14 protein-coding genes and 1 other RNA gene are annotated in these 13,678 nt (G+C 62.0%); 8 read left to right on the forward strand and 7 right to left on the reverse strand.

The genetic code is table 11. The annotated features are described in order from the left end of the window. Positions 1-328: 328 nt before the first annotated feature. The 3 genes from mepK to HOY34_RS00270 all read left to right on the forward strand — a co-directional run bounded on the left by mepK (position 329) and on the right by HOY34_RS00270 (position 2,729). Positions 329-898 (forward strand): peptidoglycan L,D-endopeptidase MepK, encoded by a 570-nt coding sequence (mepK, locus tag HOY34_RS00260; RefSeq protein WP_436644938.1) that lies wholly within the window; start codon positions 329-331, stop codon positions 896-898. A gap of 229 nt (positions 899-1,127) precedes the next feature. Next, the gene (gene fumC / locus HOY34_RS00265; RefSeq protein WP_172359319.1) at positions 1,128-2,534 is read left to right on the forward strand and encodes a class II fumarate hydratase; all 1,407 of its coding nucleotides are present in this window, start codon (positions 1,128-1,130) and stop codon (positions 2,532-2,534) included. A 3-nt stretch (positions 2,535-2,537) separates the two neighbouring features. Continuing rightward, positions 2,538-2,729 carry a DUF4169 family protein gene (locus tag HOY34_RS00270; protein ID WP_172359320.1) on the forward strand — a complete coding sequence of 64 codons (192 nt, stop codon included), beginning with the start codon at positions 2,538-2,540 and terminating at the stop codon, positions 2,727-2,729. A gap of 107 nt (positions 2,730-2,836) precedes the next feature. On the opposite strand, the gene HOY34_RS22365 is transcribed toward HOY34_RS00270, so the two are convergent. Further along, the gene (locus HOY34_RS22365) at positions 2,837-3,115 is read right to left on the reverse strand and encodes a hypothetical protein (RefSeq protein ID WP_172359321.1); all 279 of its coding nucleotides are present in this window, start codon (positions 3,113-3,115) and stop codon (positions 2,837-2,839) included. A gap of 3 nt (positions 3,116-3,118) precedes the next feature. Between HOY34_RS22365 and HOY34_RS00280 the strand changes: the two genes are divergently transcribed. Next, positions 3,119-3,334, forward strand: a complete 216-nt coding sequence (locus HOY34_RS00280) for a ribbon-helix-helix domain-containing protein (protein ID WP_172359322.1) — start codon at positions 3,119-3,121, stop codon at positions 3,332-3,334. A 56-nt stretch (positions 3,335-3,390) separates the two neighbouring features. On the opposite strand, the gene HOY34_RS00285 is transcribed toward HOY34_RS00280, so the two are convergent. The 3 genes from HOY34_RS00285 to HOY34_RS00295 form a co-directional block, all read right to left on the reverse strand. Continuing rightward, positions 3,391-4,056 carry a DUF1638 domain-containing protein gene (locus HOY34_RS00285; protein ID WP_172359323.1) on the reverse strand — a complete coding sequence of 222 codons (666 nt, stop codon included), beginning with the start codon at positions 4,054-4,056 and terminating at the stop codon, positions 3,391-3,393. A 25-nt stretch (positions 4,057-4,081) separates the two neighbouring features. Continuing rightward, a complete protein-coding gene (locus tag HOY34_RS00290) occupies positions 4,082-4,237 on the reverse strand; it encodes a hypothetical protein (RefSeq protein ID WP_172359324.1) in 156 nt (51 codons plus the stop codon). Positions 4,238-4,392: 155 nt separating this feature from the next. Continuing rightward, positions 4,393-5,091, reverse strand: coding sequence for a corrinoid protein (locus HOY34_RS00295; protein ID WP_172359325.1), 699 nt, complete (start codon positions 5,089-5,091; stop codon positions 4,393-4,395). Between the two features lie 318 nt (positions 5,092-5,409). Between HOY34_RS00295 and HOY34_RS00300 the strand changes: the two genes are divergently transcribed. The 4 genes from HOY34_RS00300 (at position 5,410) to HOY34_RS00315 (ending at position 11,609) form a co-directional block, all read left to right on the forward strand. Beyond that, on the forward strand, positions 5,410-6,477 hold the full coding sequence (locus HOY34_RS00300; protein ID WP_172359625.1) for a PA0069 family radical SAM protein: 1,068 nt from the start codon (positions 5,410-5,412) through the stop codon (positions 6,475-6,477). 129 nt (positions 6,478-6,606) lie between these two features. Beyond that, positions 6,607-8,613 (forward strand): DNA primase, encoded by a 2,007-nt coding sequence (dnaG, locus tag HOY34_RS00305; RefSeq protein WP_172359326.1) that lies wholly within the window; start codon positions 6,607-6,609, stop codon positions 8,611-8,613. Positions 8,614-8,703: 90 nt separating this feature from the next. Continuing rightward, positions 8,704-10,722 carry an RNA polymerase sigma factor RpoD gene (gene rpoD / locus HOY34_RS00310; protein WP_172359327.1) on the forward strand — a complete coding sequence of 673 codons (2,019 nt, stop codon included), beginning with the start codon at positions 8,704-8,706 and terminating at the stop codon, positions 10,720-10,722. A 101-nt stretch (positions 10,723-10,823) separates the two neighbouring features. Next, the gene (locus tag HOY34_RS00315; protein WP_366926885.1) at positions 10,824-11,609 is read left to right on the forward strand and encodes a hypothetical protein; all 786 of its coding nucleotides are present in this window, start codon (positions 10,824-10,826) and stop codon (positions 11,607-11,609) included. A 59-nt stretch (positions 11,610-11,668) separates the two neighbouring features. Here HOY34_RS00315 and rnpB read toward each other — a convergent pair. From rnpB to HOY34_RS00330, 3 genes are all read right to left on the reverse strand, one after another. Beyond that, positions 11,669-12,106, reverse strand: an RNA gene (rnpB, locus tag HOY34_RS00320) — RNase P RNA component class A. Between the two features lie 12 nt (positions 12,107-12,118). After that, the gene (locus tag HOY34_RS00325) at positions 12,119-12,805 is read right to left on the reverse strand and encodes an N-acetylmuramoyl-L-alanine amidase (RefSeq protein WP_366926886.1); all 687 of its coding nucleotides are present in this window, start codon (positions 12,803-12,805) and stop codon (positions 12,119-12,121) included. Further along, positions 12,802-13,641: a hypothetical protein gene (locus HOY34_RS00330; RefSeq protein ID WP_172359628.1), complete on the reverse strand. Its 840-nt coding sequence runs from the start codon at positions 13,639-13,641 to the stop codon at positions 12,802-12,804. Before HOY34_RS00330 ends, HOY34_RS00325 begins: the two co-directional genes overlap by 4 nt. Positions 13,642-13,678 lie beyond the last annotated feature (37 nt).

Genomic DNA, 13,678 nt, shown 5'->3' on the forward strand with positions numbered 1-13,678 from the left:
TCAGCTATTTTGAATGCGTGTCCACTCACATTCCCGTCCGCCTGCCGCCATATTGCCGCCGCGAAGCAGAATGGCCGCCGTTTTTTGGACACAGTTGCAACAGCGCAACGCCTGTGGCAACGCAGTTGTTCAGCGAATTTTTGCTTATTGCCGATTGAATAGCCGTTGATGGGCAATCTGTGCTTGGGCTTCGAATCATGATGTGCAATAGAGAAAGGGCGGTCGGCATGGCGCCACAAGTGGTGTATTCCTCTGTGATGCCTCCGGGTGATGAACGGGCAGGAGAAACTGCCGCTCAGGCAGTCGACAGACGAAAACGGGACAGGCTATGATGCAGAAAACCTCGAACCTTCTCTCGCGTCGCGGGCTTTTGGGCGCTTTTGCAGCAACCGCTGTTATTGCCGCGCCCACCTATTCCAATGCTTTTGGCCTGCTGAAGGGCGCCGGCGACATCCGCCGCATCCGGATGTATTCGGGCCGCACCGGGGAAAGCATCGACACCATCTATTGGGTCGAAGGCAAATATATCCCCGAGGTTATGGCTGAGATTAACCACTTCATGCGCGACTGGCGCACCGGCGACACCAAGCAGATGGATCCGCGCAATGTCGATATCATGGCTGCCGCGCATCGCCTGATGGATGTGTCTGAGGCCTATATGCTGCTGTCGGGCTATCGCAGTCCGAAAACCAATGCGATGCTGCGGTCGCAATCGGGCGGCGTTGCAAAGAATTCGCTGCACCTCGTGGGCCAGGCGGCAGATCTGCGGCTGAAATCGCGCTCGGTCGGGCAAATGGCACGTGCGGCTGCGGCCTGCGCAGCTGGTGGTGTGGGGCGCTATTCCCGCTCTGACTTCGTTCATATGGACTGCGGGGTCGTGCGCAGCTGGGGCGCCTGATCGGCCAGTCAGCTGAACAATCTGATCCTGGGCCCTGCCTGATGGAAACCGACTGACAAAGCAGCACCCTGATGGGTGCTTTTTTGTATCCGGACAGCGGCACTGGCCAGACTGCCCGGTCTGCATGGGTCAGAGATCTGCATACAATGGCATACAAATCTGGCATATTGATTGATTTCCGTTGCATTGCTGCGCTACAGCATGGACCGAGAATCTGCAGGAGGCACGCATGACTGCGACCCGTATCGAGACCCGCACCGAGACTGACAGCTTTGGCCCGCTGGAAGTTCCCGCCGACAAATACTGGGGGGCGCAGACGCAGCGCTCGATCATCAATTTCCCGATCGGCTGGGAAAAGCAGCCGGTGCCGATCATCCGCGCACTTGGCGTGATCAAGAAGGCGGCGGCGACGGTCAATGCAGCCCAGGGCGATCTGCCTGCAGATCTGCTCGGTGCGATTGCCCAGGCCGCGCAGGAAGTGATCGACGGCAAATTCGACGACAACTTCCCGCTGGTGGTCTGGCAGACCGGCTCTGGCACCCAGTCGAATATGAACGCCAATGAGGTGATCTCGAATCGCGCGATTGAGATTTTGGGCGGCGAAAAGGGCTCGAAAAAGCCCGTGCACCCGAATGACCACGTGAATATGGGTCAATCCTCGAACGACACCTTCCCGACCGCGATGCATGTCGCCATCGGCATGCATACCCGCGACGTGCTGCTGCCGGGGCTGGAGAAACTGGCAAAAGCGCTCTGGGCGAAATCGGCAGAGTTCAAAGACATCATCAAGATTGGCCGCACCCATACCCAGGATGCTACACCGCTGACGCTGGGCCAGGAATTCTCTGGCTACGCGACCCAGGTGGATCGCGGGATCGAGCGGGTCAAACTCGCCCTGCCCCATATCTATGAGCTGGCCCAGGGCGGCACTGCGGTTGGCACCGGACTGAACACCCGCAAGGGCTACGACGTAGCCGTCGCCGCCGAGATCGCCAAAATCACCGCCCTGCCCTTCGTCACCGCGCCGAACAAATTCGAGGCGCTGGCCGCGCATGACGCGATGGTCTTCTTCTCTGGCGCGCTGAAAACCGTCGCGGGCTCGCTTTACAAGATCGCCAGCGATCTGCGGCTGCTCGGCTCTGGCCCGCGCTCGGGTCTGGGGGAACTGATCCTGCCAGAGAATGAGCCAGGCTCCTCGATCATGCCAGGCAAGGTGAACCCGACCCAGGCCGAGGCTCTCACCATGGTCTGCGCCCATGTGATGGGCAATGACGCGGCGGTGACCTTTGCGGGCAGCCAGGGTCATTTCGAGCTGAACGTCTACAACCCGATGATGAGCTATAACGTCCTGCAGTCGATCCAGCTGCTGGGCGATGCGGCCAGCTCCTTCACCGACAATATGGTTGTGGGCACCAAAGCGAACACCGCCCGGATCGAAAAGCTGATGAAGGAATCGCTGATGCTGGTGACAGCACTGGCGCCGACCATCGGCTATGACAACGCAACCAAAGTCGCCAAAACCGCGCATAAAAACGGCACGACGCTGCGCGAAGAGGCGATAGCGCTCGGCTTTGTCGATGGCGAGACTTTTGACCGTATCGTGCGCCCCGAAGACATGATCGGCCCCAAAGGCTGAGGCATGGCAGAGATCGTCAACCTGAACCGCTTGCGCAAAGAGCGTACCCGCCAGGAAAAGCGGCTTCAGGCTGACGCCAATGCAGCCCGCTTTGGTCAGACAAAGGCCGAGCGGGATCTGGGCAAAGCGCGGATCGATAAGGCCACCCAAAAGCTTGATGCCCATAAACGTGAAGAGAATCCGGGCGAAGCGTAATACAGATTTAACCATCCATAAGGCAGGCTCGCTACCGGAGGGCCTGCCTTATGGACAATCTGCCAAATCACCTGAGCCGGGACGCCTGGCTTTTGCACCTGTTCTCTTCACAGGAAGCCCGCAGCGGCGGCGTCATTCGTCGCAAGATACGTGACATTGATCGCTTCGTTGGCTGCGGCTTCTTCCTCGCCGAAATGCAGAGACGAGGGTATCCGGTCATCGAAAATGCCGGCCAGTTTGTCATCTTCTGCAACCGTGAACCTATACGCCGCCTGTCCTGAAACGATTTTTTCAAAAAATCGTAACGGAACCTTACAAGGTTCCGTGCCGGAGTTTTCAGAAAACTCCGGCTGGTCGCCGCCTGGAACTGTTGCTACCATCTTCATCTGATGCATGCAGGACCAGAGAAACACTCGCTCACATTGCGCGGCCATCGCACCAGCGTCACGCTGGAGGCTGAGTTTTGGCAGGCTTTCACGACTATAGCCGCCCGACGCAATCTGTCCGTCAATGCCCTCGCTTCCGAGATTGATGAAAGCCGCCGCCCAGGCGAAGGCCTTGCCTCGGCGATCCGCGTCTTTTGCCTTAATCACTTTCGCAATTGACCAGACCGGAACCAGAGCCTGGCCCGTCCATGACGAAGCTCAGAAACTGGTGAATTTCATGGGATGTGATGCGGGGGCGCCAATGCCGCCAATGCCCCCCTGAGGTCCCCGTAGCCAGTGAAACGGCGCTCATAGGCGAGGCCCAGCCGGGCGGCGCATTCGCGTGCTTTGGCGTCAAGCGCAGCATCCTCGGTCTGCGCCTGATAGACCAGCTTCTCATAATTGCCGAAAATCATGTCGCGCAATTCGGGGTGACGATCCAGGCCCATTGGCTTCCAGACAAAGGCATCGAACTGGCGCACCAGAAAATCTGTCAGATAGAATGCGGTGAACTCGTCTTCGGCACGCGCCGCAAAGGTCTGATTTCCTTCAAAGAACGAATAGCAATGCGGGCCTTCGACCATGCCTACACCCAGCTCGGCGCATTTTGAGGCCAGCTGGCCACCCGTGCCGCAATCGGCATAGACGACGAAGATCTGCGCATAATCGGCGCGGTATTGCTGCACCGCCGCCGCAACGGCCTCAGTAATCCGGTCAGGCCAGAGGTGCAGATTGGCGGGCAGGCATTGCAGATCGAGATGCGCCCAGCCATTGGCCTCTTTGAGATCCAGGATCTCACGCGCCAGAGCACCGCAGGCGATCAGCAGGATCTTATCCGCCAGCCTCGCATGCCCCGAAACATCCTGCACCGGTTGAAGAGAGGGCAGCGCTGCGCCGGACATCAGCCTGGCCAGATGTTACACAGCCTCAGCGCCATTGCCGCAGGCCGAGAAACAGGCTGCCCGCCAGCGCCACAAAGGCCACCAGCGACATCGGCACCCCCAGCGAGAAGGCAAACAGGATCGTCAGCCCGGCGGCGCAGATAACGAAAGCGATCAGTCCAAGAAATGACGTCAAAGGCATAGATCATTCCCCCTGCGCTCAAACTGGGGCGTCAGACCGCCCGCCGCAAGCCCGAAATAAAAGCGGACCCGGGATTTCGCGGCGAATTCACTGTAAATCCGCCGCCAAACCATCAGGGCCCGTTTCACATCTGCGCGATCATAAGCGCCGGGCTGTCAGGCGCCGGGCTGGTTGTGCCGCCGTGCGACCAGCTGCTTTGCCGTTTCAACCGCCACCGCCGCGTCGCGGCAATAGGCGTCGGCCCCGATGGCCTTGCCGAATTCCTCATTCAAAGGCGCACCGCCGACGAGGACGATGTAATCCTCGCGCATGCCTTTTTCCTTCAGCGTGTCGATCACCACTTTCATATAGGGCATCGTGGTGGTCAGCAGCGCCGACATGCCAAGGATGTCCGGCGTTTCACTGTCGAGCGCCTCGAGATATTTCTCGACCGAGTTGTTGATGCCCAGATCAACCACCTCGAAACCCGCGCCTTCCATCATCATCGCAACCAGGTTCTTGCCGATGTCATGGATGTCGCCTTTGACGGTGCCGATCACCATCTTGCCCATCCGCGGCGCGCCGGTTTCCGCCAGCAGGGGCTTCAGAATGGTCATCCCCGATTTCATCGCATTGGCCGACAGCAGAACCTCGGGCACGAACAGGATGCCGTCGCGGAAATCATCGCCGACGATCTTCATGCCGGAAACCAGCGCCTTGGTCAGCACATCATAGGGCGTCCAGCCGCGATCCAGCAGGATCCTTGTGCCCTCTTCGATCTCTTCCTTCAGACCGTCGTAAAGGTCGTCATGCATTTGCAGGACCAATTCGTCATCGGGCAGTTCCGAGAGGATGATTTCGTCGTCATCAGCCATGATGCGCTCCGCTCCTGGGGGTTCTTTGTCTCTTCCATGATCCGAAAGCGACGCCTTCACTAAGTCGTTTGCGACATGCGCGAAGAGAAAGCCGACGTCGCTGCGGATAGGCTTCCCATCCGGTCAGGTTTGTTCTATCTTTGTTCACATTACGACTGCCGCAACGACCAGGCCCCGGGGGATGAAACCTTGCCCGCAATCCGACAGATCTCTGCCGCTGCCCAAAAGCCGGTTACCGCCATGGCGCAGCCCTGCACCGATGCGGCCCCCATGCCTGCCCCTCTGCCTGCCTCTCTGCCCGCCCCCCTGCCCCCAGGCATGCTGCCGGGCCAGCGCATCCGCGCCCGGGGCGCCGTGCAAAACCCCACCGGCCGTTATGAGGGGGTGCAGCATGAGGCGGTCGATGACGGCTGGGACATCCCCGAGGAAGACCGCCTGATCCAGACCACCATCAGCGATGAGCCCGCCAAATCGGCGATCAGCCGCAACAGCTCGCCCGATCTGCCCTTTGACCGCTCGGTCAATCCCTGGCGCGGCTGCGAGCATGGCTGCGTCTATTGCTATGCGCGGCCCTCGCATGCCTATCTGAACCTTTCGCCGGGGCTGGATTTTGAGACGAAACTGACCGCGAAACCGGGGATCGGCGCGGCGCTTGACCGCGAGCTGCGCTCGAAATCCTACAAGGTGGCGCCGATGGCGCTTGGCACCAATACCGACCCCTGGCAGCCCGCCGAAGGGGCCAGGCGGCTGACGCGTGAGGTGCTTGAGGTGCTGTCGGCCTTCAACCATCCGCTGGCGATCACCACGCGCGGCACCCTGATCGAGCGCGATATCGACATTCTGGTCCCGATGGCCGCGCAGGGGCTGGTGCGGGTCGGGATCTCGGTCACCACGCTGGATGCAGGTCTTGCCCGCCGGATGGAGCCGCGCGCGCCCGCGCCCGCGCGCCGCCTGCAGATCATCCGCCGCCTGTCCGAGGCGGGGATCCCGGTGCGGCTGATGCTGGCCCCGGTGATTCCCGGCCTGACCGACCACGAGATCGAGCCCTTGCTGCAGGCCGCCCATGAGGCGGGCGCGACCAGTGCCAGCTGGATCTCGCTGCGGCTGCCGCAAGAGGTTGCGGGCCTCTTCCGCGACTGGCTGGAACGCGCAGAACCGGGCCGCGCCGCCAAGGTGATGAACCGGGTGCGCGAGATGCATGGCGGCAAGGATTACGACGCGAATTTCGGCAAGCGCATGCGCGGCGAGGGGCTTTGGTCGCGGCTGATCGCTGACCGTTTCCGCCGGGCTGCGGCAAAACTGGGGCTGGATGCGCCCCAGCCCCCCCTTCGCTGCGATCTGTTCCGGGTGCCCTTTGCCAAAGGCGATCAGCTGGGGCTGTTCTGATCGGCCAGGAAGCCGGGGGCATGGGCAAGACCCACGGCTTACTGGCGGTTTGGTTAACGTAACCTTTACGCCCCGCCCGCCTGACGGATTGCTCTGGCATCCCGGCGCGGCTGGCCCCATATTCACACCATGAGCCTGCCGCCCGGTTTCCTTGATGAATTGCGCAACCGCGTCTCGCTTTCTGCCGTTGTCGGGCGGAAGGTCACCTGGGATATGCGCAAATCCAATATGGCCAAGGGCGACTGGTGGTCGCCCTGCCCCTTCCACCAGGAAAAATCCGCCAGCTTCCACGTCGATGACCGCAAGGGATTCTATTACTGCTTTGGCTGCCACGCCAAAGGCGACGCGCTGACCTTCATCAAGGAAAGCGAGAACCTCGGCTTTATGGAGGCGGTCGCCGTTCTGGCCTCTGAGGCCGGGATGCAGATGCCCGAGCGCGACCCCAAGGCCGCCGCCATCGCCGACAAACGCAGCCAGCTGTCTGAGGTGATGGAAGAGGCGGTCCGATGGTTCCGCCTGCAGCTGAAAACCCAGGCCGCCGCAGATGCCCGCGCCTATCTGGCCAAACGTGGCCTGTCAGAGGCCGCCCAGGGCCGCTGGGAAATCGGCTTTGCCCCCGATGGCTGGTCGGGGCTGTTCCAGGCGATGACCGGCAAGGGGATCGCCAAAGAACTGCTGGTCGAGGCCGGTCTTTGCGCCACCTCAAGCAAGGGCAAAGAGCCCTATGACCGCTTCCGCAACCGCATCATCTTTCCGATCCGCGACGGGCGCGGCCGGGCGATCAGCCTTGGCGGCCGGGCGATGGACCCGAACGATCCGGCCAAATACCTGAACGGCCCCGAGACAGAGCTTTTCGACAAGGGCCGCAACCTCTTCAACCACGGCCCCGCCCGTGAGGCGGCAGGCAAGGGCCAGACGCTGATCGTGGGCGAGGGATATATGGATGTGATCGCGCTCAGCGAGGCGGGGTTCCAGGCCGCCGTCGCGCCGCTTGGCACCGCCGTCACCGAGGATCAGCTGCGGCTTTTGTGGCGCATCAGCCATGAGCCGGTGATCGCGCTGGATGGCGACAAGGCCGGGATCCGCGCCGCTTTGCGGGTGATTGATCTGGCGCTGCCGCTGCTTGAGGCGGGCAAGGGCCTGCGGTTTGCCATGATGCCTGAGGGCATGGACCCCGACGATCTGATCCGCGCCAAAGGGCCCGAGGCGGTGGCGGCGGTGATCCAGGACGCGCAGCCGATGGTGCGGCTGCTGTGGAACCGCGAAACCGAAGGCCAGGTCTTTGACAGCCCCGAACGCAAGGCCGCGCTGGACAAAAAGCTGCGCGAGGCATTGAAGCGCATCCAGGACCCCTCGATCCGCGCCCATTATGGCGAGGATATCAAGGAACTCAGGTGGGAGCTGTTTCGCCAGGGCCGCCGCCCGGCACAGCGCACACCCGGGCGCCCCTGGCAGCCAGGCCCCCGCGGCCAGATGCGGGGCGGAAAATTCGTGCCGCCCCCCCTGCCCGCAACCGATGCCACCCGCAACTCGGCGCTGGCCGGGCATGAGGCGGATCTGCTTTACCCCAGCCGCATCTCTGACGGGATCCGTGAGGCGGTGGCGCTGGCGATCCTGATGCGTTTCCCGGCGCTGATCTCACGTTTTGAAAGCGATCTTGAGCGGCTGGAGTTAAGCAATGAGACGCATTTCCGGCTGCGCAATCTGATCCTGACCCATGCCCATGCGGATGATTGCCGGGCTTTGATCGAAAGCGACAGCCCTGGCCTTCTTGACGAACTGATGCGCAGTAACCATGTCCGCTCTAACCCCGGTCTGCAGCCCAAAGCCGATGCCGATTTCGCCGCCGCCTGCGTCGAAGAGGCTCTGGCGCGTCTGCAGGCCGATCGTGGCCACCGGATTGAACTGGCCGAGGCGGTCGAGGATCTCAGTGGCCTTGTCGATGAGGGGCTGACCTGGCGTCTTTCAAAGGCGGCAGAGGCGCGGGTGGCGGCAAGCCGTGGCCCGCAGGAACAGAAAACCGAATCAGTGATCGCGCCCAATGGCGTAGAGCTGGACCGTGAAGAGCTTGAAAGACGTCATAAATTGTTCGATTCGATTGATTTCAGTGCCGGTGGCAAGGCCAGACGCGACTGATTCGTATGATTCGCCCTTTTCCCCGCTGTGATTCGCGTTATTGATTCGATTTAAACCCACGCGATTCGCACCATCCCCACAGGAGCATCCATGGCCCTCAAGGAAAACGACGACGTAAAGCAGGATGGCGACGAGGCTGATATCTCGCTCGACATGTCGCAGGCTGCCGTCAAGAAGATGATCGCCGACGCCCGTGAGCGCGGCTATATCACGATGGAGCAGCTGAACAGCGTGATGCCCCCCGATCAGGTCTCTGGCGACCAGATCGAGGATGTCATGTCGATGCTTTCGGAAATGGGCATCAACGTCGTCGAGGATGATGAGGCCGAAGAGGCCGATGACGGCGGCACCGGATCCGAGCTGATGGATCCCTCTGCGGGCCCCGGCTCGCGCGAGGTGGCGCTGGCTGGCCCGGCAAGCGAAACGCTGGACCGCACCGATGATCCGGTGCGCATGTATCTGCGTGAGATGGGTTCGGTTGAACTGCTGTCGCGCGAGGGCGAGATCGCGATTGCGAAACGGATCGAGGCCGGTCGCAATACGATGATCGCCGGGCTTTGCGAAAGCCCGCTGACCTTCCAGGCGATCACCATCTGGCGCGACGAACTTCTGTCCGAAGAGATCCTGCTGCGCGACGTGATCGACCTTGAGGCCACCTTCGGCCGCAATCTCGACGGCGATGAGGATCTCGAAGGCCCGCCGCTGGATGAGATGGGCGTGGTTGCGGCCGGTGGCGAAAGCCCTGCCCCGCGCCGCTCGTCCTCTGAGCCGGAACTCGACGCCGACGGCAATCCGATCATGCGCGAAGACAGCGATGACGAGGATGACGACGGCTCGAATATGTCGCTGGCCGCGATGGAGGCCGCGCTGCGCCCCAAAGTGCTGGAGATCCTGGAACAGATCGCCGCCAATTACGCCGAACTGTCAGAGATGCAGGAACAGCGGATGGCGGCGACCATGTCGTCCTCTGCGCGCTTCTCGACCTCGGAAGAGGGCGCCTATCAGAAGCTGCGCTCTGAGATGGTGCTGCTGGTCAATGAACTGCATCTGAACAACAGCCGGATCGAAGCGCTGATCGACCAGCTTTACGGCATCAACAAACGCATCATGTCGATCAATTCGGGCATGGTGAAACTGGCCGATGCCGCCCGCATCAACCGCCAGGAATTCATCGCCGAATATCAGGGCTATGAGCTGGACCCCTCCTGGGTTGACCGCATGGCCGCCAAAGGCGCGCGTGGCTGGCAGACCCTGATCGAGAAAAGCCGCGAAAAGGTCGAAGAGCTGCGCGCCGATATGGCCCAGGTCGGCCAATATGTCGGCGTCGATATCGGTGAATTCCGCCGCATCGTGAACCAGGTGCAAAAGGGCGAGAAAGAAGCCCGCCAGGCCAAGAAAGAAATGGTCGAGGCCAACCTGCGCCTGGTGATCTCGATTGCCAAGAAATACACCAACCGTGGCCTGCAGTTCCTGGACCTGATCCAGGAAGGGAACATCGGCCTGATGAAAGCGGTCGATAAGTTCGAATATCGCCGCGGCTATAAGTTCTCGACCTATGCGACCTGGTGGATCCGTCAGGCGATCACCCGGTCTATTGCCGACCAGGCCCGCACGATCCGTATCCCGGTCCATATGATCGAGACGATCAACAAGCTGGTCCGCACCGGGCGGCAGATGCTGCATGAAATCGGCCGCGAGCCGACGCCGGAAGAGCTGGCCGAAAAGCTGCAGATGCCGCTTGAGAAGGTCCGCAAGGTGATGAAAATCGCCAAGGAGCCGATCTCGCTGGAAACGCCGATCGGCGATGAGGAAGACAGCCAGCTGGGTGACTTCATCGAGGATAAGAACGCGGTTCTGCCGCTGGACAGCGCCATTCAGGAAAACCTGAAGGAAACCACGACCCGCGTTCTGGCCTCGCTGACCCCGCGTGAAGAGCGCGTGCTGCGGATGCGTTTCGGCATCGGCATGAACACCGACCACACGCTGGAAGAGGTTGGCCAGCAGTTCAGCGTGACCCGCGAACGGATCCGTCAGATCGAGGCCAAGGCACTGCGCAAACTGAAGCATCCCTCGCGCTCGCGCAAGCTGCGCAGCTTCCTCGATCAGTAAGCCTGCAGAACAGATCGGAAAAACGCCCTTCGGGGCGTTTTTTCATGCCCGGGCGAAACCCGGACTTACCGTTCCCCGAAAATGCGCGATATTCTCCCGGGGTGACTAGGGTCGGAGATTTCCCGCTGCTGCCTTTCCTGCTTCATTCGCTGATCCTTCTTGCGCTGACCGCCCTGACCCAGATCGGCGGGCTGGCCTGGCTGATCAGCCTCGGCTTTCGCAGGATCGGCAGGATCGGGCGGCTGGGGGCTTTCGGGGCGCTTTATCTTGCCGGGCTGATGCTGGCGCAGCAGGTGGCGCCGCAGTTTGGCAGGGTGCCGCTGCAATGTGGCACTGATGGAGCCCTGCAGATGCAGTCCTGGTTCTATTGCGCCACCGCCCGCAATTACGTGACGCCAGAGCTGGCACAGACCGCTGAAGACCTGGCGCAGCATATGGGCGCGGCCTATCCCGGCACCATTACCCTGGTTCTCGACGGGAATTTCCCGTTCCTCGACGGTTTCCCGCTTTTGCCGCATCTGTCACATGCGGATGGACGCAAGCTGGATCTGGCACTCTACTATATGGATGCGCAGGGCAATTATCTGGCGGGGGTGACGCGCTCGCCGCTGGGATATTTCGCCTTTGAGGACGGCCCGCATCAGTGCCCGCCAGCTGCGCTGACATTGCGGTGGGATCTGGCCTGGCTGCAGCCCCTGATGCGCAACGCAAGGCCCGAGCCCGAGCGTATGCGCGCCGCGCTGAACTGGCTGGCCCGCGATGCAAGGGTCGAAAAGATCTTCATCGAACCGCATCTGCGCGAATCCCTTAACCTCTCGTCAGAGAAATTCAGGTTCCAGGGCTGCCGCGCGGCCCGCCACGACGACCATCTGCATTTCCAGATCTGACGCCTGGGCCTGACGCCCCGGCGCGGCCCTGAGAGGCCAGAGCATCTGATAAAAGCAACGTGCACGGATGGCCTGTAAGCCGGATTCTGTCCAGGCAGCTGATCCCTTTTGCAAGGGGGCCGCCCTGGATGACCATTCATCTGCCCCCGCCCTTACGGACGGGATCCAGCTGCCAACCCGGGCCTCTCGGGCTGAAGCATCCCTGCGGCGGTATCGGGCGAACCCGACCGGACCCGCGCGAGGCCCCTATTCGGCATTGCTCCGGGCGGGGCTTGCCATGCCATTCCTGTTGCCAGGACTGCGGTGGGCTCTTACCCCACCGTTTCACCATCACCCTGATCTGATCGAACCAATGGCCCGGATCAGGGCTGTCTCTTCTCTGTTGCGCTTTCCCTCGGGTTACCCCGGCCGGGAGTTACCCGGCGCCCTTGCTCCATGGAGTCCGGACTTTCCTCGGCACGATGCAAAGCATCCCCCGCGGTCATCCGGCCATCCGTGCGAGGGGGGACTTATGCCCCGGGCGCGGGCGGGTCAACGGGGAATCGTTGCAAGCCAGCCGCAAGCCTCAGATCCGCTGCTGAAATCGCCCCCTGCCCCATCGGGTAAAACCGCAGACGGAAGGCCCGCAGAAGATCCGCGTCCGAGGCCTCGGGGTCATAGCCATAGGCCAGAAGGGCTGCGCGGAAATCACCGGCTGCATCCATCTGTTGCGGCCAGAAGGCCAGCCCCTGGCGTGCCAGCCGCTGCCAGTCAAAGCGGGGGCCGGGGTCGATCTTGCGATCAGGCGCGATGTCGGAATGGGCCAGGACCCCCTCGGGGGGGATCTGCCAGCGCTGCATTACGCCGCGCAACAAATCCTCAAGCGCGGCCATCTGCGGCTCGGGAAAGGGGTGGGTGCCGGGATTGGCCAGCTCGATGCCGATGGAATGGCTGTTCACATCGGAAATGCCGCGCCAATGGCTGCGCCCGGCATGCCAGGCGCGGGCCTCTTCCGGCACCAGCGCCTCTGTCGCGCCGCTCTCAGAGATCAGCCAATGCGCCGAAACCTCGGCCACAGGATCGCAAAGGCGTTCCCGCGCCAGATCCGCGCTTTCCATTGCCGTATAATGGATAATGATCAGCGAGGGGCGCACCCCGCCCCGCCGCTCGCCAAAATTCGGCGAGGGGAAGGCGGCGGCGTCAATCTCTGCGCTCACTGCAGGGCGGTGCGGAAGGGGCGCGGATCCCAGCCACAGGCGAAACCGTCGCCATCGGGATCAAGGCCGTGGCGGTCCTTGTCGGGGCCGCCTGCGGCCAGAAACGCCTCTTGCGCCAGATCGGGCGAGGTATATTTCGCACAGGCGATATTCGGATCTTTCGAGCTGCGCCCCCGCGAATACATCGCAACACCGGGCGCATTATTGGTGGCCAGCGCATATTCGACGATATTCGGGCCGCTTTCGCCCTGGCGCACCGGCAGGGCACCGGGCTGGATCACCACATATTCCGCGCGATTGCGGGCAATCCGGTCAGCATCCGAGGCAATGGTTTCACGCGCAGCAACCGCGTTGAAATCATTCTCATCCGAGATCGAGGGGTTGGAATGGGCAAGCTCGCCGCTTTCCTCTTTGATCCCGGCCGGGGCACCGCCACGCGGGCGCACACCCGTATTTGTGGCACCCGTATCCGAGCCAAGACTGTTATAGGGCAGGATCGCGGCGCCCTGAACGCCCGCATCCGGATTGGTGATTATCGCAGGCGGCGGGGCGGACGAACCACCCTCGGCGCGATCAATCGCGGCGGCAGCGGCCGAAGGGTCAAAGCCGGTGCTGGCCGCAGGCGGTGTCGCCGCCAAAGGCGTCTGCCCCTGCCCCGCTGCACCGCCGGGCAGCCCGGCCGAATTGCCGCGCTGATAATTGTCACGGATGTAGGAATTGTAATCCTGAAACCCGACGCCAGGCACACCTGATTCCGGAACCGAGGGCGTGCAGGCGGCCAGCACGACCACTCCAAGAGAGGAAAGCCCAGGAAGAATCTGCCAGCGCGGGATCATCATATCCTCATCTGTTACGGCAAAGCCGCCCGCTGCG

Source organism: Pseudogemmobacter hezensis (genome assembly GCF_013155295.1).
Classification (GTDB): domain Bacteria; phylum Pseudomonadota; class Alphaproteobacteria; order Rhodobacterales; family Rhodobacteraceae; genus Pseudogemmobacter; species Pseudogemmobacter hezensis.